The organism is Nocardioides sp. YIM 152588, assembly GCF_040191335.1.
GTDB lineage: Bacteria > Actinomycetota > Actinomycetes > Propionibacteriales > Nocardioidaceae > Nocardioides.
Window position 1 is genome coordinate 23,543 of record NZ_JBEGDJ010000013.1, and the last position, 18,415, is coordinate 41,957.

An 18,415-nucleotide genomic window follows, 5' to 3' on the forward strand; every position below is an offset into this window, starting at 1 on the left:
GGAGTCCGTAACATTCGATCCGGAGGGATCCTCGATGTTCTCGTTCCTGATCAAGCGCATCCTCTCGGGGGCGCTGATCGTGGTGCTCGTGTCACTGCTGGTGTTCACGCTGTTCTGGTACGGCCCCAAGAGCCCCGCGCTCGAGCTGTGCCGGCGTGACACCAACAACCGGTGCACCCCCGAGAAGTTGGTCCAGTTCGAGGAGAACCTCGGCTACAACAACCCGATGCTGTCCGAGTACGGCACGTGGGCCAAGGGCCTCGTGTCGGACCGCACGATCACGATCGGCACCGCGTCTTACGAGTGCCCGGCGCCGTGCCTCGGCCTCTCCTACCGTGACCGCAGCCTGGTCACCGACCAGCTCAAGCAGAAGTTCCCGGTGACGCTCAGCATCGCTGTCGGCGCGTCCGCGCTCTACCTGTTGATCGGCGTGACGGTCGGCGTACTAGCGGCTCGAAAGCGGGGCACCGTCTCCGACAAGGTGCTCGTCGCCTCCACGCTGGTGTTCAGCTCTATCCCGTACTACCTCGTCGCGCTGATCAGCTTCCTGGTACTCACACTGAGCACGTCGATCTTCCCCGACGTCAGATACGTGCCACTGTTCGAGAACCCAGCCGCCTGGTTCTCAGGGCTGCTGCTCGTCTGGCTGGTGATGGGCCTCTACGGCGCCACCTCCTACACCCGGTACTCCCGCGGCTCGATGGTGGAGGCGCTCAGCGAGGACTACGTCCGCACGGCCAAGGCGAAGGGCCTGAAGACCCGCAAGGTCGTGATCCGGCACGCGCTGCGCTCGGCGATGGTCCCGGTGATCACGATCTTCGGCCTCGACGTCGCCTTCCTGCTCTCCGGCACCGTCTTCACCGAGAAGATCTTCTCGCTCGAGGGGATCGGCAAGTGGGGCATCGACGCCGTCTACATCAGCGACCTGCCGGTTGTGCAGGCGACCACGCTGGTGCTCGCCGTCTCCGTCGTCGTGATGAACATCATCGTCGACATCTTCTACAGCTGGCTCGACCCGAGAGTGAGGCTCTCATGACCGCCGCCGACGCCGGCGCGCCGTACCTGGAGATCAACAACCTGACCGTGCGGTTCCCCACCGCCGACGGTCTGGTCCAGGCGGTGACCGACCTGAGCTACAGCGTCGAGCTGGGCAAGACCCTGGGCATCGTGGGCGAGTCCGGCTCGGGCAAGTCCGTCTCCAGCATGGCCGTGCTCGGTCTGCACGACGCCCGCACCGCGCAGATCGAGGGCTCGATCAAGGTGGGCGGCACCGAGGTGGTCGGGCTGCGCGAGGAGAAGATGCGCCAGCTGCGCGGCAACTCCGTCGCGATGATCTTCCAGGACGCGCTCGCCGCGCTGCACCCGTTCTACAAGGTCGGCAAGCAGCTCAGCGAGGCCTACCTGGTCCACCACCCGTCGGCGACCAAGAAGGAGGCCCGCCGGCGCGCGGTCGAGATGCTCGACCGCGTCGGCATCCCGCAGCCGGACAAGCGGGTGGACCAGTACCCGCACCAGTACTCGGGCGGCATGCGCCAGCGGGCGATGATCGCGATGGGCCTCATCAACGACCCCTCGCTGCTGATCGCCGACGAGCCCACGACCGCGCTGGACGTCACCGTGCAGGCGCAGATCCTGGACCTGCTCCAGGACCTGCAGCGCGAGTTCAACTCCGCCATCGTGATCATCACCCACGACCTGGGCGTCGTGGCCGAGATGGCCGACGACGTGCTGGTCATGTACGGCGGGCGCAGCGTGGAGCGGGGCTCCTGCAAGGAGATCCTCACCCACCCGGAGATGCCCTACACGTGGGGTCTGCTCTCCAGCGTGCCGGACCTCAACGCGGACCCGAACGCGCGGATGATCCCGATCCCGGGCAACCCGCCGAGCCTGCTCACGCCACCGCCGGGCTGCGCGTTCGCGCCCCGGTGCCTGCACAAGGACAAGGTTCCCGGCGGTCTCTGCGAGACCACGCTGCCGGAGCTGCGTCCCGGCGGTCGTGGCAGCGACCACCTGAAGCGCTGCCACCTGCCCGACCCCGACGCGGTCTACGAGGCGGAGATCCTGCCCGAGATCGCGCCCGAGCTCACCGAGGAGAGCCGATGAACGCCGAGTCGTCCGAGGACCTCGCGGCCGAGATCACCCCCGCGGACCTCCTGGAGTCGGCGACCCACGGGCACGCCGCCAGCCAGATCGACCCGGACGCCGAGCCGGTGCTGACGGTCAACAACCTGCGGATGCACTTCCCGATCAAGAGCCCGCTGCTGCGGCGCACGGTCGGTCACGTGCAGGCCGTCGACGGCGTGTCGTTCGAGCTGCCCGCCGGCGGCTCGCTCGGCCTGGTCGGCGAGTCCGGCTGCGGCAAGTCGACCACCGGCCAGCTGATCACCCGGCTCTACAAGCCGACCAGCGGCTCGATCGAGTTCGACGGCAAGGACCTCGCCACGCTCGGCGACCGGGAGCTGAAGCCGCTGCGCCGCGAGGTGCAGATGATCTTCCAGGACCCGTACAGCTCGCTGAACCCGCGGCACACCGTCGGCTCGATCGTGGGCGCCCCGCTGCGGGTGCACAACGTGGTGCCGAAGAACAAGGTGCTCAGCCGCGTCCAGGAGCTCCTGGAGGTCGTCGGCCTCAACCCGGAGCACTACAACCGGTATCCGAACGAGTTCTCCGGCGGCCAGCGCCAGCGCATCGGCATCGCCCGGGCGCTCGCCCTGCAGCCGAAGGTGATGGTCGCGGACGAGCCGGTCTCCGCGCTCGACGTCTCCATCCAGGCCCAGGTGATCAACCTCCTGCAGGACCTGCAGAAGGAGTTCGAGATCGCCTTCCTGTTCATCGCCCACGACCTCGCGGTGGTCAAGCACTTCTGCCCCGAGATCGCCGTGATGTACCTCGGCAAGATCATCGAGATCGGCGACCGGGACAGCATCTACGCCAACGCCCACCACCCCTACACGCAGGCGCTGCTCTCCGCGGTCCCGGACGTGAAGCAGGCGGCGGTCGGCGGCCGCCGGGAGCGGATCCAGCTCACCGGCGAGGTGCCCAGCCCGATCGACCCGCCGTCGGGCTGCCGGTTCCGCACCCGGTGCCCGATCGCGCAGGAGATCTGCGCGAAGCACGAGCCGCCGCTGCTGCAGATCGGCAAGCGCCACAAGGTCGCCTGCCACTTCCCGGCCCGCCTCGGCGAGGCCCCGCAGCAGCCGGTCACCGCCCGGCTCCTGGGCGTGGACGGCAGCGGGCAGCCGGACCCGGGCGCGACCCCGAGCACCGAGCTGGTCGATCAGCCGGGGTACGCCGACACCTGGTTCGACCTCGACGCCAAGACGATCGGCCGGGGCTGACGGGTTGGTTGGCTGAGTGGTCGAGGCTGACCAGGGTGAGGGCCTCTTCGGCGCGGATGTCGCCGGGGGCCCTCGTCCCGTCCCTACGGGTGGGTCGCTGAGCGATGCCGCCCACGCGGCCGCGCCGCTGGCTGTCCGGATGCGCCCGCGCACCCTGGACGAGCTGATCGGCCAGTCGCAGCTGCGCGCGCCGGGCTCGCCGCTGCGCCAGCTGATCGAGACCGACAAGTCGCTGTCGCTGCTGCTGTGGGGCCCGCCCGGCACCGGAAAGACCACGATCGCGTCGATCATCAGCCAGCAGACCGGCCGCCGGTTCGTCGAGATCTCGGCGGTCGCCGCCGGGGTCAAGGAGGTCCGGGCCGCGATCGACTCCGCCCGCGCCACGCTCGTCGCGACCGGCGCGGAGACGGTGCTCTTCGTCGACGAGGTGCACCGCTTCTCCAAGGCCCAGCAGGACGCGCTGCTGCCCGGCGTGGAGAACAGGTGGGTGACCCTGGTCGCGGCGACCACCGAGAACCCGTCGTTCAGCGTCATCTCGCCGCTGCTCTCGCGCAGCCTGCTGCTGCGGCTGCAGTCGCTCGACGACGACGACGTGCGCGACGTGCTGGCCCGGGCGGTCGCCGACGAGCGGGGCCTGGCGGGCCGTCACGCCCTCACCGACGAGGCCCGCGAGCACCTGGTCCGGCTGGCCGGCGGCGACGCCCGCCGCTCGCTGACCTACCTGGAGGCCGCGGCCGGCGCGGCCACGCTGGCCGGGCGCACCGACGACGAGGGCCGCGTCGTGATCGACGTCGACACCGCCGAGGCGGCCGCCGACCAGGCCGCGGTCCGCTACGACCGCGACGGCGACCAGCACTACGACGTCATCAGCGCCTTCATCAAGTCCATCCGGGGCTCCGACGCCGACGCCGCGCTGCACTACCTGGCTCGGATGCTCGAGGCGGGGGAGGACCCGCGGTTCATCTGCCGGCGGCTGATCATCCTGGCGAGCGAGGACGTCGGGCTGGCCGACCCGACCGCGCTGACCACCGCGGTGGCGGCAGCCCAGGCGGTCCAGATGATCGGCCTCCCCGAGGGGCGGATCGTGCTCGCCCAGGCCGTGGTCGCGCTGGCCGTCGCGCCGAAGTCCAACGCCGTCTACCTCGCGGTCGACGAGGCGCTGCGCGACGTGCGGAACGGGAAGATCGGCAACGTCCCCGCGCACCTCCGCGACGCCCACTACCCGGGCGCCGAGGCGATCGGGCACGGTCAGGGCTACCAGTACAGCCACGACGCGCCGTACGGCATCGCCACGCAGCAGTACGCCCCGGATCCCGTCGCCGACGCGCGCTACTACCGGCCCACCGAGCTCGGCGCGGAGGCGCCGGTCAAGCAGCGGTGGGAGCGGATCCGAGCGATCATCCGCGGCCGATAGGCTTGTCCCCCGTGACCCCCGACCTCGCCGTCCCCACGTGGCTCGCGGCCCTGGTGCTCATCGCGCTCCTGGGGCTGACCGTCGCCATGGCCGGACTCGCGCGCGCCGCACGGCGCGAGCGGCGTCGCACCGTGGAGCTCCTCGAGGAGGCCGCCGCGGAGGCCGAGGCGCTGCGTGGCCAGCTCGCCGGCATCGAGGCGCAGCTGCGCGAGCGTCCGGCCGCGCCGGCGGCGGAGGGCTCCGGGCACGTGCCGGCGGTCTCCGACGACCGTGAGTACCTGATCACCGAGCTGGGCCGCGAGCGCGCCGAGGCGGCCCCGGTCGTCCCGGCCCCGGTCTTCGTCGACATCGTGCTCCGCGAGTCGGTGATCCGGACCGCGTCGCTGGCCGCGGGGCTGCGCCGCGCGCTGTCCCCGGAGGTCCGCAACCGGATCCGGTTCGAGATGAAGCGCGAGGTCAAGCGCGCCCGCAAGCAGCGCCGCAGCGACCTGCGTCAGGCGCGGCGCGAGTTCGAGGCCCGCCAGCGTGCGGGGATGGAGGCGACCGGATGAGGCGCGGGGTCTGGTTCGGCGCCGGCGTGGCCGCCGGCGTGTACGGCGTGGTGCGGGCGCGCCGCATCGCCGAGATCTTCACCATCGACGGCATGCGCGACCGCGTCGGCGCGGTCTGGGTCGGCGCCCGGATGTTCCGGGAGGAGCTGGACCAGGGGCGCGTCGACGCCGAGGCGGACCTCCGGGAGCGCTACCGGGTCGCCGCGGCGGCCCGGGGCCCGGCGGCGCTGGCCGCCGCCCAGGAGCCCGATGAGGGCGCACCCCGCACACTTGAACGACCTACCGAAGCACCTGAGAGAGGCAACGACTGATGACGGGCTACCTGAGCACCGCCGAGATCCGCCGGCGGTTCCTCGCCCACTTCGAAGAGCGGGGACACACCGTGGTCCCCTCGGCCTCGTTGCTGCTCGACGACCCCAACCTGCTGTTCGTCAACGCCGGCATGGTGCCCTTCAAGCCCTACTTCCTCGGGCAGGAGACGCCGCCGTACTCGCGGGCCACCAGCGTCCAGAAGTGCATCCGCACGCCGGACATCGAGGAGGTCGGCAAGACCACCCGGCACGGCACGTTCTTCGAGATGTGCGGCAACTTCTCGTTCGGCGACTACTTCAAGGAGGGCGCCGTCGAGTTCGCCTGGGAGCTGGTCACCCGGCCCCAGGACCAGGGCGGCTTCGGGTTCGACGAGTCGGTCCTCTACCCGAGCGTGCTGGACGGCGACGACGAGGCCGTCTCGATCTGGAAGAAGGTCACCGGCCTGCCGGACGACCGGATCGTCCGGCTGCCGGCCAAGGAGAACTACTGGTCGATGGGCATCCCCGGCCCGGGCGGCCCGTGCTCGGAGATCCTGATCGACCGCGGCCCCGAGTTCGGCGCGGACCGCGACTGGGACGCCGGCGACCGGTACCTGGAGTTCTGGAACCTGGTCTTCATGCAGGACGAGCTCTCCGCCGTCCGCTCCAAGTCCGACTTCGACATCGCCGGTCAGCTGCCGAAGAAGAACATCGACACCGGCATGGGCCTCGAGCGCGTCGCCTACCTGCTCCAGGGCAGGGCGAACATGTACGAGACCGACGTCATGTACCCGGTGATCGAGAAGGCCGAGGCGCTCTCGGGCAAGAAGTACGGCGCCGCGTACCCCGACGACGTGCGCTTCCGCGTCGTCGCCGACCACGTGCGCTCCTCGATGATGCTGATCAGCGACGGCGTCACCCCCGGCAACGAGGGCCGCGGCTACGTGCTGCGCCGGCTGCTTCGCCGCGCGGTGCGCAACATGCGGCTGCTCGGCTACCAGGACCCCGCGCTGCCGGAGCTGATGCCGGTCTCCCGCGACCGGATGGCGGAGACCTACACCGACCTGCACACCGACTGGGACCGCATCGCCCGCGTGGCGTTCGCCGAGGAGGACGCGTTCCGCAAGACGCTGGCCGCGGGCACCCAGATCTTCGACCTGGCCGCGGGCGAGGTGAAGAGCTCCGGCGCCGCCACGATCCCCGGTGAGAAGGCGTTCGCGCTGCACGACACCTACGGCTTCCCGATCGACCTGACGCTGGAGATGGCGGCCGAGGCCGGCCTCGAGGTCGACGAGGGCGGCTTCCGCCAGCTGATGACCGAGCAGCGCGAGCGTGCCAAGGCGGACGCCCGTGCCAAGAAGGGCCAGCACGCCGACACCGGGGTGTACCGGGGCATCCTCGATGCCACCGGCCCCACCCAGTGGCTCGCCTACGAGACGCTGGAGACGGAGTCCAAGCCGCTGGCGCTGCTCAAGGAGGGCGCCAGCGTGCCGGTGCTCGCCGGGGGCGAGATCGGCGAGCTGGTCCTCGACCGGACGCCGTTCTACGCCGAGTCCGGCGGCCAGGCGGCGGACGCGGGCGTGATCGAGTTCGCCGGCGGCACCCTGGAGGTCCTCGACGTCCAGCGACCGGTCCGCGGCCTCGTGGTGCACCAGGTGCGGGTCGTCGACGGCGAGCTGCCGGCCGACGCCGCGCTGCTGCACGCCCGCGTGGACCCCCAGTGGCGCCTCGGTGCCCGCCAGGCGCACTCGGGCACCCACGTGGTGCACGCGGCGCTGCGCGAGGTGCTCGGCCCCACGGCGCTGCAGTCCGGCTCCTACAACCGCCCCGGCTACCTGCGCCTCGACTTCGGGTGGACCCAGGCGCTCTCCGGCGGCCAGCTCAAGGACCTCGAGGAGGTCGCCAACAACGCGCTGCGCGCCGACCTGCCCGTCTCGTGGGACTACATGACCCTCCCGGAGGCGAAGGACTGGGGCGCGATCGCGCTGTTCGGCGAGACCTACGACGAGTCGAAGGTCCGCGTCGTCGAGATCGGCGGCCCCTGGTCGCGCGAGCTGTGCGGTGGCACGCACGTCGACCACTCCAGCCAGATCGGCACCATCGTGGTGACCGGCGAGGCCAGCGTCGGCTCCGGCAACCGCCGGATCGAGGCGCTGACCGGCGTGGAGGGCTTCGCCTACCTCGCTCGCGAGCGGGACGTGGTCAGCCAGCTCTCCGGTCTGCTCAAGGTCCAGTCCGACGACATCGTCGGCCGGGTCGGCGACCTCGTCGACCGGCTCAAGCAGACCGAGAAGGAGCTGGAGCGGATCCGGCTCGCCCAGCTCCTCGCCGGCGGCGCCGGCCTGGCCGCGGGCGCCGTCGACGTCGGCGGCGTCCAGGTGGTCGCGCAGAAGCTCGACGGGGCCGGCGGCGGTGACGTGCGCACGCTGGCCACCGACGTCCGCGGCCGGCTGCCCGGCGACGCCCCCGGCGTGGTCGTGCTGATCGGCGTCGCCGACGGCAAGGCCTCCGTGGTCGCCGCGCTCAACCAGGCCGCGCAGGAGCGGGGCCTGGCCGCCGGCGAGCTCGTCCGGGCCGTCGCGCCGTTCATCGACGGCCGTGGCGGCGGCAAGGCCGACATGGCCCAGGGCGGCGGCTCCGACGTCTCCCGGATCGACGAGGCGCTGGCCGCCGTCACCGTAGCGGTGGCGGGGGCCTGAGCGTCGGGCGCACGATGCGGTACGGCGTACGGCTCGGCGTCGACCCCGGGGACGCCCGGATCGGCGTGGCCCGCTGCGACCCGTCGGGGATGATCGCCACGCCGGTGGAGACCGTGCGTCGCGGCAAGGGAGACCTGCGCCGCATCGGGCAGCTGGTCGCCGCGGAGGAGGCGGTCGAGGTGGTCGTCGGGCTGCCCCGATCGCTCTCCGGGGGCGAGGGGCCCGCGGCGGCGAAGGTCCGGGAGCTGGCCGCCCGCCTCGCCCGGAGGATCGCCCCCGTGCCGGTGCGTCTGGTCGACGAGCGTCTGTCGACCGTCAGTGCGGAGGCTATGCTCCGCGACCAGCGCAAGGGTCAGAAGCGGCGCGCGGTCATCGACCAGGCGGCCGCCGTCGTGATCCTGCAGCACGCGCTGGACACCGAGCGGGCCACGGGCCGTCCGCCCGGCGAGCTCGTCCCGATGGGGGAGCCGGCGGGCGACGCGGTGCCGACCCGCCAGACCGAGGAGACTGATGACTGACCCCGCCGCGCCGGTGCCGTTCCCCGACCCGGAGCCCGGTCAGCCCGGCCAGCGCCGCGCCGACCGCGGTGGCCGGCGCGCGGACCGCGGCGGACGACGCTCCGCCGGTCGCGGCCGGGGGCGTTCGGGCTGCCTGCCGATCCTGGCCGTGATCGCCGTCTTCGCCGTGCTCGCCTGGATCTTCGTGCCGCGGGCCTGGGACTCGGTCAGCGGCGTGTTCGCCGGTCCCGAGGACTTCCCGGGGCCCGGCTCCGGCAAGGTCACCGTCGTGATCGACAGCGGCCAGACGATCCGCTCGATGGGCGCCGAGCTGACGGACCAGGGCGTGGTGGCCTCCACCGACGCCTTCGTCGACGCGGCCGCGGAGAACCCGAAGGCGCAGCGGATCCAGGCCGGCACCTACGTGATGAAGAAGGAGATGGCGGCCGCCGACGCCGTCGCCTACCTCGCCGACCCGGGCAACATGCGGGCGACCAGGACCGTGACGATCCCCGAGGGTTCCCGGCTCGCTCAGATCGTCGACACCGTGGCCGCGAAGAGCGACTTCACCAAGGCTCAGCTCGGTCGCCTGCTCGAGCAGCCCGGCAAGATCGGGCTGCCGGCGGAGGCGGAGGGGAACCCCGAGGGCTACCTCTTCCCGGCCACCTACGAGCTGCCCGACGACCTGACCCCGAAGGCGCTCTTCTCGGAGATGGTCGCGCTGACGGCGTCGGTGGAGAAGGAGCTCCAGGTCCCGGCGGGTGCCCGCGCGCTCGACCTCACGCCGCACGAGCTGATGACGGTGGCGAGCATCCTCGAGCACGAGGTGAACCGACCGCAGGACTACCCGAAGGTGGCCCGGGTCATCTACAACCGCCTCGACCTGGGCATGCCGCTGCAGATGGACTCCACGGTGGCCTACGTCAGCCAGCGCGAGGGCGACCCGTGGACCACCGCGGAGGAGCGGGAGAGCGACTCGCTCTACAACACCTACCAGCACCAGGGCCTGCCGCCGGGGCCGATCGGCTCGCCGGGCCGGCAGACGATCCGCGCCGCGCTGCACCCCGCGGCCGGTGACTGGCTCTACTTCGTCGCGGACTTCGAGAACGGCGGCACGCTCTTCGCGGAGTCCTACTCCGAGCACCAGTCCAACGTCGCGCGCGTCCAGGAGTACTGCCAGACCAGCGACGACTGCTGATGACCGGCTACCGTGCGGCGTATCGGCACGCCGTCCTCGGCGACCCGGTGGCGCACTCGCTCTCGCCCGCCCTGCACCGGGCCGGCTACGCCGCCCTCGGGCTCTCCGCGTCGTACGACGCCGTGCGGGTGCCGGCGGGCGGCCTGGCCGCGTTCGTCGCCGGGCTGGACGACACCTGGGGCGGGCTCTCGGTCACGGCCCCGCTGAAGCGGGAGGCGCTCGAGCTGGCGGTCGGCGCCAGTGACCGCGCCCGACGCTCGGGCGGGGCGAACACGCTGCTCCGCGGGCCCGGCGGGTGGACCGCGGACAACACCGACATCCCCGGGGCGGCGGCCGCGATCCGCGAGCGGTACGACGGCCCGGTGACCGCCGCGGTGATCCTCGGCGGTGGCGCGACGGCCGCGTCCACGGGACTGGCGCTCGCCGACCTCGGCGCGCGGCGGATCGCCGTCGCCGTCCGTGACGCCGCGCGCGCGGCGCCGACCCTGGACGCGATCGCGGGGCACCCCGAGGCGCCGCGGGTGGAGGCGGTCGACCTGGCCACGGCCCGGCCGGGTGCGGCGGAGGTGGTCGTCTCGACGGTTCCCGCCGGCGCGCAGACGCCCGACGTCGTGGGCCGGTTCGGCGACGTGCCCGTGCTCTTCGAGGTGCTCTACGACCCGTGGCCGACGCCGCTGGCGCGGGCCTGCTCGGGCCGGCTGGTGACCGGGCTGGACCTGCTGGTCCACCAGGCCGTGCTCCAGTTCGCGGCCTTCACGGGCGCGCCCGCCCCGTTGGCGGAGATGCGCGCGGCGGGGGAGCGGGCTCTGGCGGAACGAGCGGCGGCGGCCGCCGCGGAGCAGTAGGTTTCCCGCCGTGGAGTGGCACTGGGGGGCCGCGGCGCTGGGTGCCGCGGTGGGGGCGGTCGGCGGCGCCGTCGTGCCGCGCGTGATCGCGGCCCTGCCCGAGCCCGAGCCGGACCCGGCCGAGGACCCGGGCGACTACCCGGCGAAGGTGCCCTACGTGGACCTGGCCGCGCGGCCGCGCCTGGCCGCGCGCTCGGCCGTCGGCTGCGCGCTGGCCGGCGCCGTCCTCGGTCTGGCCGTCGGCTTCGGCTGGGGCCTCTCCTGGCTGCTGCTGCTGGTGCCGATCGGTTGCGCGCTCGCGGTGGTCGACTACGTCACGTGGTACCTGCCGGCCCGCCTGATCTGGCCGGCCGCGGCGGCCGTGGCGGCGCTCGTGGGCGCGGCATCGGCCGCGCTGGGGGAGCCGGTGGTGCTCGTCGCCGGCGCGGCCGGGTTCCTCGGTCTGGGCGCGTACTACGGCCTGCTGTGGCTGATCAGCCCGCGGGTGATGGCGCTCGGCGACGTGCGCCTGGGCGCCCTGATCGGCCTCGCGCTGGGACCCTTCGGCGTCCCGACCGTGCTCGCCTCGGTCGTCGCCGCCGCGGTGCTGGGCGCTCTGGCGCTGGCGCCGATGCGACGCGCCGGCACCGCGATCCGGCGGCACATCCCGTTCGGGCCGTTCCTCGTCCTCGGGGCGCTGGTGGCGGTCGTCCTGGGACAGGTCCTGGCCACCCCCTGAGGGCGTGGGAGACTCATCCCCATGCTGCGCTGGTTGACTGCCGGGGAGTCCCACGGACCCTCGCTCGTCGCGATCCTGGAGGGGCTGCCGGCCCACGTGGGGATCACGACCGAAGACATCTCCGACTCCCTCGCCCGCCGCCGCCTCGGCTACGGCCGCGGCGCCCGGATGAAGTTCGAGGCCGACGAGGTCCGGATCATCGGCGGTGTCCGCCACGGCGAGTCCCAGGGCGGCCCGGTCGCGATCGAGGTCGGCAACACCGAGTGGCCCAAGTGGGAGAAGGTCATGTCGGCCGACCCGGTCGACGCCGCGGAGCTCGCGTCGATGGCGCGCAACGCGCCGCTGACCCGGCCCCGGCCCGGGCACGCCGACCTGGCGGGCATGCAGAAGTACGACTTCGAGGACGCCCGCCCGATCCTGGAGCGCGCCTCGGCGCGCGAGACCGCGGCGCGCGTGGCGCTCGGCCGGGTGGCCAGCAACTTCCTGGAGCAGGCCGTCGGCGCGACGGTCGTCTCCCACGTCCTGGAGATCGGTGGCGTCCGTACCCCGGGCACGGAGCTGCCGACGATCGACGACGTCGCGCGCCTCGACGAGGACCCGGTGCGCTGCTTCGACGCCGACGGCTCCCGGCAGATGGTCGAGCGCATCGACCAGGCGCACAAGGACGGCGACACGCTCGGCGGCGTGGTCGAGGTCGTGGTGCACGGGCTCCCGCCGGGCCTCGGCTCCCACGTCCACTGGGACCGGCGCCTGGACGCGCGCCTGGCCGGCGCGCTGATGGGCATCCAGGCGATCAAGGGCGTCGAGGTGGGCGACGGCTTCGAGCTGGCCGCCACCCCCGGATCCCTGGCGCACGACGAGATCGTGCCGACCGGGGACGGGCTGCGCCGCGTCTCCGGTCGCTCCGGCGGCACCGAGGGCGGCATGACCACCGGCGAGGTGCTGCGCGTGCGCGCCGCGATGAAGCCGATCGCCACCGTGCCCCGCGCGCTGCGCACCGTCGACCTCGCCACCGGCGAGGAGGCCGTCGCGCACCACCAGCGCTCGGACGTCTGCGCGGTCCCCGCCGCGGGCATCGTGGCCGAGGCGATGGTCGCGCTGGTGCTGGCCGACGCCGTCACCGAGAAGTTCGGCGGCGACTCGGTCGGCGAGACCCGCCGCAACGTCGAGGGCTACCTGGACGCGCTGAGGTACCGGTGAGCCGTCCCCTGGTCGTCCTGGTGGGCCCGATGGGCGCCGGGAAGTCGACCGTCGGCGCCGCCCTGGCCGCGCGCAGCGGAGTGGCGGCGCGCGACACCGACACCGACGTCGAGGAGGCCACCGGCCGGACCGTGGCGGACATCTTCGTCACCGACGGCGAGACCTCGTTCCGGGCCCTGGAGCGCGAGGCGGTCGCGGCGGCGCTCAGCGGGCACGACGGCGTCCTCTCGCTCGGCGGCGGGGCCGTGCTCGACCCCGACTCGCGCGCCGGTCTCGCCGAGTACGTCGCCTCCGGTGGCGACGTGGTCTTCCTGCGGGTGGGCCTCGCCGACGCGGTCAAGCGGGTCGGCCTCGGCTCCACCCGCCCGATGCTGCTGGGCAACGTCCGCGGCCGGATCAAGACGCTGCTCGACGAGCGCGCCCCCGTGTACGAGTCCGTCGCCACCCACACCGTCGACACCGACGGCCGCAGTCCCGAGGACGTGGCCGCCGAGATCGAGGAGCTGATCGCCCGATGAGCGCACCCACCGGTCCGGCGAGCGCCGCCGAGCCCACGACGATCCGCGTCGCCACCCAGCAGCCGTACGACGTCGTGGTCGGCCACGGCGTCCTCGACCGGCTGCCCGCCCTGCTCCCCGGTGCCGCCGAGCGGGTCGCGATCGTCTGCCCCGAGTCGTTGGAGGGCCTGCTCGACCGGGTCCTGGACGCCTTCCCGGCGCTGACCGAGGACTACGACGTCACCGTGCTGCAGATCCCGGACGGCGAGGAGGCCAAGACGGCCGAGACCGCCTCGGCCTGCTGGGACGCCCTCGGCGAGGAGGGCTTCACCCGCTCCGACGCCGTGGTCACCCTGGGCGGTGGCGCCACCACGGACCTCGGCGGCTTCGTCGCCGCCAGCTGGCTGCGCGGCGTCGCGGTGGTCCACGTGCCGACGACGCTCCTGGCGATGGTCGACGCCGCCGTCGGCGGCAAGACCGGGATCAACACCGACTCCGGGAAGAACCTCGTCGGCGCCTTCCACGAGCCGGTGGGCGTGCTCTGCGACCTCTCCCTGCTGGAGTCCCTGCCGCGCGAGGAGCTGGTCGCCGGTCTGGCCGAGGTGGTCAAGTGCGGCTTCATCGCCGACACCGCGATCCTCGACCTCGTGGAGGCCACCGACCCTGCCGCGCTGACGGCCGACGCGCCCGCGCTGCGCGAGCTGGTCGAGCGCGCGGTCCGGGTCAAGGCCGACGTCGTGGCCGGCGACCTCAAGGAGACCGCCGGCTCCGCGGGCGCCGAGCACCCGGGCCGGGAGGCCCTCAACTACGGCCACACCCTCGCGCACGCCATCGAGCGCGCCTCCGGCTACGGCGTCCGCCACGGCGAGGCGGTCGCGGTCGGCTGCGTCTTCGTGGCCGAGCTGGCCGCCCGTGCGGGCGACCTGGCGCCGGAGGTGGTGGCCCGGCACCGTGCCGTGCTGGAGCGTGTCGGCCTGCCGACGTCGTACGACGGGGAGGCGGACTTCGAGGAGCTGCTGGCCGCGATGCGGGTGGACAAGAAGGCCCGCGGCTCGGTGATCCGGTTCGTCGTGCTCGAGGACCTGGCCCGGCCGGTGGTGCTCGCCGGCCCGTCCGAGGCGGACATGAGGGCCGCGTTCGAGGCGGTGTCGGCATGAGCGCCCCGCGCCGGGTGCTGGTGCTCAACGGACCCAACCTGGGTCGCCTCGGGCGCCGGCAGCCCGAGATCTACGGCGCCACCACGCACGCGGAGCTCGCTGACCTCTGCGTCGCCTGGGGCGCCGAGCGCGGGCTCGAGGTCGAGGTGCGCCAGACCAACCACGAGGGCGAGCTGCTCGACTGGCTCAACGCCGCGGCCGACGACGAGACCCCGGTGGTGCTGAACGCCGCCGCCTGGACGCACTACTCCTACGCGCTCTACGACGCCTGCGCGCAGCTGGTCGCGCCGCTGGTCGAGGTGCACATCTCCGACCCCGAGCGGCGGCCCGAGGTGTTCCGGCACACCTCCGTCGTCACGCCCCACGCGGCCACCGTGATCGCCGGCCACGGGATCGACGGCTACCGGCGGGCGCTCGAATTCATCGCTACGCCCGACCGGCACTAGAATCGTTCGCTGGCCCGCGTGCGGGCTGTCCGCGCCCGCAGCGCGACGCCCACGCGAGGCACTTGACATCGCCCATACCTGCATCGGAGAAGACGAACGCATGGCAACCACGAACGACCTGAAGAACGGCATGGTGCTGAAGATCGACGGCCAGCTCTGGCAGGTGGTCGAGTTCCAGCACGTGAAGCCCGGCAAGGGCCCGGCGTTCGTGCGCACCAAGATCCGCAACGTCGAGTCGGGCAAGAACGTCGACAAGACCTTCAACGCCGGCACCAAGGTCGAGACCGCGACCGTCGACCGCCGCACGTACCAGTACCTGTACAACGACGGCAGCAACTACGTCTTCATGGACACCACGACCTACGAGCAGATCGAGGTCGACCCGGAGATCGTCGGCGACGCGAAGAACTTCCTGCTCGAGAACGCCGAGGCGATCGTGGCGATGAACGAGGGCCGCGTCCTCTTCATCGAGCTCCCCGCCTCCGTCGAGCTCGTGATCACCTACACCGAGCCCGGCGTGGTCGGCGACTCCGCCACCGGCCGCACCAAGCCGGCCACCGTCGAGACCGGCCACGAGATCCAGGTCCCGCTCTTCGTCGAGCAGGGCGAGAAGGTCAAGGTCGACACCCGCGACTCGTCGTACCTCGGCCGCGTCAAGGGCTGACCGCACCCCATGAGCGCACGCACGAAGGCCCGCAAGCGGGCCTTGGACCTGCTCTTCGCCGCCGACCTGCGCGGTGAGACGGGTGTCGACGGCCTCGAGCGGGCCGTCTCCGAGGGCAACGCCCCGACGAACCCCTACACCGCGGTCCTGGTCCGGGGTGTCGTCGAGCACCAGTCGCGCATCGACGAGGTGCTGGGTCAGTTCGCCCAGGGCTGGTCGCTCGCGCGGATGCCCGCCGTGGACCGCAACGTCCTGCGCCTCGGCGTCTGGGAGCTGCTGTGGGCCGAGGACGTGCCGGACGCGGTGGCCGTCAGCGAGGCCATGTCCCTGGTCACCGAGCTCTCCACCGACGAGTCCCCGGCGTTCGTCAACGGCGTCCTGGGCGCGATCCAGCGCAGCAAGGAGACGCTGGTCTGACCACGGACCCAGCCTGACCCTGCCTCCTCCGAAGCCCCGCCCGCGCACCGCGTGGGCGGGGCTTCGCTGTGACCGAGGAGACGCCCTCCGGGCACCCGGTTCCGTGTCCCGCAAGGTAAAATCGGGACGAGGAGCAGGACCATGAGGAACACACTGAACAGGCAGGTCACGACCACGGTTGCGGCGGTCGCCGCGGTGGTTCTGGCGATCGGGACGGCGTTCGGTGCGGCGGCCTTCGGGGCGACCGCGTCGACCGGCGTCGGCGCGGCCGAGGAGGTGTGCACCGTCTACCTGGCGGTGTGGACCGGCGGCCCCGTGGACGAGGCACCGTCCCCGGACGACGACGGCTGGAACTTCACCAACGGGAAGCCGCAGGGGCAGGTGCACCAGGGGCACCCGATCGGGGAGCCGTACTACGTCTCGCACGGCGGCTCCGGCAACGGCGACTGGTTCATGCTGTACCAGGTCTGCGAGGAGCCGACCACGGAGCCGGTGACCGAGCCGACCACGGAGCCGACCACGGAGCCGACCACGGAGCCGACCACGGAGCCGACCACGGAGCCGACCACGGAGCCGACCACCGAGCCGACCACCGAGCCGACCACCGAGCCGAGCACCCAGGCCGCGACCGAGCCGACCACGGAACCGACCACGGAGCCCGTCTCGGAGCCGAGCACCGAGCCGACCAGCGACGGAACCGTCGAGCCGACGGAGACGACGCCGCCGACGGTCCCCGCGGGCGGCGAGAAGGAGACCCGGATGGACGAGGGCGGCCGCCACGTCACCATCAAGGACGCGGACGGCAAGGTCGTCTACGAGGAGTACGTCCCCTACCGGGGGCACAAGGAGGAAGGACTCTGAGGAGTCTGGTCTGACGATCACGGCGTCCGTACGCTCGGCCCATGCCCGAGAGTGCGGACGCCGCGGCGTCTCCCGACACCTCCGACCAGACCGTCGATGTCGTCGTGGTCGGCACCGGCCCCGGGGGCGAGTCCCTCGCCGGCGCGCTGGCCCGCGGCGGCCTCGAGGTGGTCGCCGTCGAGCGGCGCCTCGTGGGTGGGGAGTGCCCCTACTTCGGGTGCATCCCGTCGAAGATCATGATCCGCGCGGCCAACGTGCTGGCGGAGGCGCGGCGGGTCGCCGGCACGGCCGGCGAGGCGGACGTGCGGCCCGACTGGGCCCCGGTCGCCGCGCGCATCCGCGAGGAGGCGACCGACGACTGGGACGACCGGGTCGCGGTGGAGCGGTTGGAGGCCGCCGGCGTCCGCGTCATGCGCGGCACGGCCCGCCTGTCCGGCCCCCGCGAGGTGGTCGTCGAGGCCGGCCGCGGCCCGGTGACGCTGCGCGCCCGCCTCGGCGTGGTGCTCAACACCGGCACCGAGCCGGCTGCGCCGCCGATCGACGGGCTGGCCGCGACGCCGTACTGGACCAACCGCGACGCGATGCGCGTGCGCGACCTGCCCACCCGGTTGACCGTGCTCGGCGGAGGAGCGATCGGCTGCGAGCTCGCGCAGGCGTTCGCCCGCTTCGGGGTGGAGGTCACGGTGCTCGAGGCGGGGCCCCGGATCCTCGGCCCGGAGGAGCCGGAGGCGGCCGAGGTGGTCGCGGGGGCCCTGGCCGCCGACGGCATCGCGGTCCACGCCGGTACGACGGTCACCCGCGTCTCCCACGCCGACGGGCTGTTCCGCGTCCAGCACGCCGGGGGGATCGTCGAGTCCGAGGCGCTGCTGGTGGCCGCCGGCCGCCGCAGCAACCTCGCCGACCTCGGCCTGGAGACCGTCGGCCTGGACCCCTCGGCACGGTTCCTCGACACCGACGAGCGGATGCGGGCCGGCGAGGGCCTCTGGGCGATCGGCGACATCACCGGCCGGGGCGCCTTCACCCACATGTCGATGTACCAGGCGGCGGTCGCGGCCCGCGACCTGCTCGGCGAGGACGGCCCGTGGGCCGAGTACGGGGCCGTCAGCCGGGTGACCTTCACCGACCCCGAGGTGGGCTCGGTGGGCCTGACCGAGGCGCAGGCCCGTGACGCGGGGATCACGGTGGCCACCGGGCTCACCGACCTGACCGCCTCCAGCCGCGGCTGGATCCACGGGCCCGGGCCGGACGGCACCGCCAACAGCGGGCTCGTGAAGCTGGTCGCCGACGCCGACCGCGGCGTGCTGGTCGGCGCCACCACGGCCGGCCCCGCCGGCGGGGAGATGATCGGGATGCTCGTCACCGCGGTGCACGCGAGGGTGCCGCTGGAGACGCTGCGGACGATGGTCTACGCCTACCCGACGTTCCACCGCGCGATCGAGAGCGCGTTGGCGGACCTCTGAGCGCGCGAGTCGGCAGAAACTGACGCGGTGGTCCGGGCCAGCGGGCGCGAGTCGGCAGAAACTTTCTGCCGACTCGGTCCGGCAGGCGTCAGTTTGTGCCGACTCGCGGGGTGCGCGGTTTGGTGCCGGAGAGGTCGGAAACGGTAGGGTCGGGAGTCGTTCA

Annotated in this window: 19 protein-coding genes; all 19 read left to right on the forward strand. The window is 73.0% G+C overall.

Annotation, left to right across the window (positions count from 1 at the left end; all coding sequences use genetic code 11):
• Positions 1-34: 34 nt before the first annotated feature.
• Entirely contained in the window at positions 35-1,036 is a 1,002-nt protein-coding gene (locus ABLM29_RS08875; protein WP_349713733.1) for an ABC transporter permease, read from the forward strand.
• A complete protein-coding gene (locus tag ABLM29_RS08880) occupies positions 1,033-2,103 on the forward strand; it encodes an ABC transporter ATP-binding protein (RefSeq protein WP_349713734.1) in 1,071 nt (356 codons plus the stop codon). Before ABLM29_RS08875 ends, ABLM29_RS08880 begins: the two co-directional genes overlap by 4 nt.
• Positions 2,100-3,338, forward strand: coding sequence for an ABC transporter ATP-binding protein (locus ABLM29_RS08885; protein WP_349713735.1), 1,239 nt, complete (start codon positions 2,100-2,102; stop codon positions 3,336-3,338). Before ABLM29_RS08880 ends, ABLM29_RS08885 begins: the two co-directional genes overlap by 4 nt.
• 139 nt (positions 3,339-3,477) lie before the next feature.
• The gene (locus tag ABLM29_RS08890; RefSeq protein ID WP_502889200.1) at positions 3,478-4,752 is read left to right on the forward strand and encodes a replication-associated recombination protein A; all 1,275 of its coding nucleotides are present in this window, start codon (positions 3,478-3,480) and stop codon (positions 4,750-4,752) included.
• An 11-nt stretch (positions 4,753-4,763) separates the two neighbouring features.
• Positions 4,764-5,303, forward strand: coding sequence for a hypothetical protein (locus ABLM29_RS08895; protein ID WP_349713736.1), 540 nt, complete (start codon positions 4,764-4,766; stop codon positions 5,301-5,303).
• A complete protein-coding gene (locus ABLM29_RS08900) occupies positions 5,300-5,614 on the forward strand; it encodes a DUF6167 family protein (protein ID WP_349713737.1) in 315 nt (104 codons plus the stop codon). Before ABLM29_RS08895 ends, ABLM29_RS08900 begins: the two co-directional genes overlap by 4 nt.
• 11 nt (positions 5,615-5,625) lie before the next feature.
• Positions 5,626-8,292 carry an alanine--tRNA ligase gene (alaS, locus tag ABLM29_RS08905; protein WP_349713796.1) on the forward strand — a complete coding sequence of 889 codons (2,667 nt, stop codon included), beginning with the start codon at positions 5,626-5,628 and terminating at the stop codon, positions 8,290-8,292.
• Positions 8,293-8,306: 14 nt separating this feature from the next.
• The gene (gene ruvX, locus ABLM29_RS08910) at positions 8,307-8,810 is read left to right on the forward strand and encodes a Holliday junction resolvase RuvX (protein ID WP_349713738.1); all 504 of its coding nucleotides are present in this window, start codon (positions 8,307-8,309) and stop codon (positions 8,808-8,810) included.
• Positions 8,803-9,987 (forward strand): endolytic transglycosylase MltG, encoded by a 1,185-nt coding sequence (mltG, locus tag ABLM29_RS08915; protein ID WP_349713739.1) that lies wholly within the window; start codon positions 8,803-8,805, stop codon positions 9,985-9,987. The genes ruvX and mltG overlap by 8 nt, the downstream gene beginning before the upstream one ends.
• On the forward strand, positions 9,987-10,832 hold the full coding sequence (locus tag ABLM29_RS08920; protein WP_349713740.1) for a shikimate dehydrogenase: 846 nt from the start codon (positions 9,987-9,989) through the stop codon (positions 10,830-10,832). Before mltG ends, ABLM29_RS08920 begins: the two co-directional genes overlap by 1 nt.
• A gap of 10 nt (positions 10,833-10,842) precedes the next feature.
• Entirely contained in the window at positions 10,843-11,550 is a 708-nt protein-coding gene (locus tag ABLM29_RS08925) for an A24 family peptidase (RefSeq protein ID WP_349713741.1), read from the forward strand.
• Positions 11,551-11,571: 21 nt separating this feature from the next.
• Positions 11,572-12,750 (forward strand): chorismate synthase, encoded by a 1,179-nt coding sequence (aroC, locus tag ABLM29_RS08930; RefSeq protein WP_349713742.1) that lies wholly within the window; start codon positions 11,572-11,574, stop codon positions 12,748-12,750.
• 29 nt (positions 12,751-12,779) lie between these two features.
• Entirely contained in the window at positions 12,780-13,268 is a 489-nt protein-coding gene (locus tag ABLM29_RS08935) for a shikimate kinase (RefSeq protein ID WP_349713797.1), read from the forward strand.
• Positions 13,265-14,404, forward strand: coding sequence for a 3-dehydroquinate synthase (gene aroB / locus ABLM29_RS08940; RefSeq protein WP_349713743.1), 1,140 nt, complete (start codon positions 13,265-13,267; stop codon positions 14,402-14,404). The genes ABLM29_RS08935 and aroB overlap by 4 nt, the downstream gene beginning before the upstream one ends.
• Complete coding sequence (locus ABLM29_RS08945) at positions 14,401-14,850, forward strand: type II 3-dehydroquinate dehydratase (RefSeq protein ID WP_349713744.1); 450 nt, start codon at positions 14,401-14,403, stop codon at positions 14,848-14,850. The genes aroB and ABLM29_RS08945 overlap by 4 nt, the downstream gene beginning before the upstream one ends.
• A gap of 100 nt (positions 14,851-14,950) precedes the next feature.
• Entirely contained in the window at positions 14,951-15,514 is a 564-nt protein-coding gene (gene efp, locus ABLM29_RS08950; RefSeq protein ID WP_349713745.1) for an elongation factor P, read from the forward strand.
• A gap of 9 nt (positions 15,515-15,523) precedes the next feature.
• A complete protein-coding gene (nusB, locus tag ABLM29_RS08955; protein WP_349713746.1) occupies positions 15,524-15,931 on the forward strand; it encodes a transcription antitermination factor NusB in 408 nt (135 codons plus the stop codon).
• A gap of 141 nt (positions 15,932-16,072) precedes the next feature.
• A complete protein-coding gene (locus ABLM29_RS08960) occupies positions 16,073-16,792 on the forward strand; it encodes a hypothetical protein (protein ID WP_349713747.1) in 720 nt (239 codons plus the stop codon).
• Positions 16,793-16,833: 41 nt separating this feature from the next.
• Positions 16,834-18,252, forward strand: coding sequence for a dihydrolipoyl dehydrogenase family protein (locus tag ABLM29_RS08965; RefSeq protein WP_349713748.1), 1,419 nt, complete (start codon positions 16,834-16,836; stop codon positions 18,250-18,252).
• Positions 18,253-18,415 lie beyond the last annotated feature (163 nt).

What these genes read in the sequence shown, in the direction of transcription:
- ABLM29_RS08965 (WP_349713748.1), top strand. Translation starts at nt 16,834, where the DNA reads ATGCCCGAGAGTGCGGACGCCGCGGCGTCTCCCGACACCTCCGACCAG.
- aroB (WP_349713743.1), top strand. Translation starts at nt 13,265, where the DNA reads ATGAGCGCACCCACCGGTCCGGCGAGCGCCGCCGAGCCCACGACGATC.
- ruvX (WP_349713738.1), top strand. Translation starts at nt 8,307, where the DNA reads ATGCGGTACGGCGTACGGCTCGGCGTCGACCCCGGGGACGCCCGGATC.
- ABLM29_RS08935 (WP_349713797.1), top strand. Translation starts at nt 12,780, where the DNA reads ATGGGCGCCGGGAAGTCGACCGTCGGCGCCGCCCTGGCCGCGCGCAGC.
- ABLM29_RS08875 (WP_349713733.1), top strand. Translation starts at nt 35, where the DNA reads ATGTTCTCGTTCCTGATCAAGCGCATCCTCTCGGGGGCGCTGATCGTG.
- ABLM29_RS08945 (WP_349713744.1), top strand. Translation starts at nt 14,401, where the DNA reads ATGAGCGCCCCGCGCCGGGTGCTGGTGCTCAACGGACCCAACCTGGGT.
- efp (WP_349713745.1), top strand. Translation starts at nt 14,951, where the DNA reads ATGGCAACCACGAACGACCTGAAGAACGGCATGGTGCTGAAGATCGAC.
- nusB (WP_349713746.1), top strand. Translation starts at nt 15,524, where the DNA reads ATGAGCGCACGCACGAAGGCCCGCAAGCGGGCCTTGGACCTGCTCTTC.
- ABLM29_RS08920 (WP_349713740.1), top strand. Translation starts at nt 9,987, where the DNA reads ATGACCGGCTACCGTGCGGCGTATCGGCACGCCGTCCTCGGCGACCCG.
- ABLM29_RS08890 (WP_502889200.1), top strand. Translation starts at nt 3,478, where the DNA reads ATGCGCCCGCGCACCCTGGACGAGCTGATCGGCCAGTCGCAGCTGCGC.
- aroC (WP_349713742.1), top strand. Translation starts at nt 11,572, where the DNA reads ATGCTGCGCTGGTTGACTGCCGGGGAGTCCCACGGACCCTCGCTCGTC.
- mltG (WP_349713739.1), top strand. Translation starts at nt 8,803, where the DNA reads ATGACTGACCCCGCCGCGCCGGTGCCGTTCCCCGACCCGGAGCCCGGT.
- ABLM29_RS08885 (WP_349713735.1), top strand. Translation starts at nt 2,100, where the DNA reads ATGAACGCCGAGTCGTCCGAGGACCTCGCGGCCGAGATCACCCCCGCG.
- ABLM29_RS08900 (WP_349713737.1), top strand. Translation starts at nt 5,300, where the DNA reads ATGAGGCGCGGGGTCTGGTTCGGCGCCGGCGTGGCCGCCGGCGTGTAC.
- ABLM29_RS08880 (WP_349713734.1), top strand. Translation starts at nt 1,033, where the DNA reads ATGACCGCCGCCGACGCCGGCGCGCCGTACCTGGAGATCAACAACCTG.
- ABLM29_RS08960 (WP_349713747.1), top strand. Translation starts at nt 16,073, where the DNA reads ATGAGGAACACACTGAACAGGCAGGTCACGACCACGGTTGCGGCGGTC.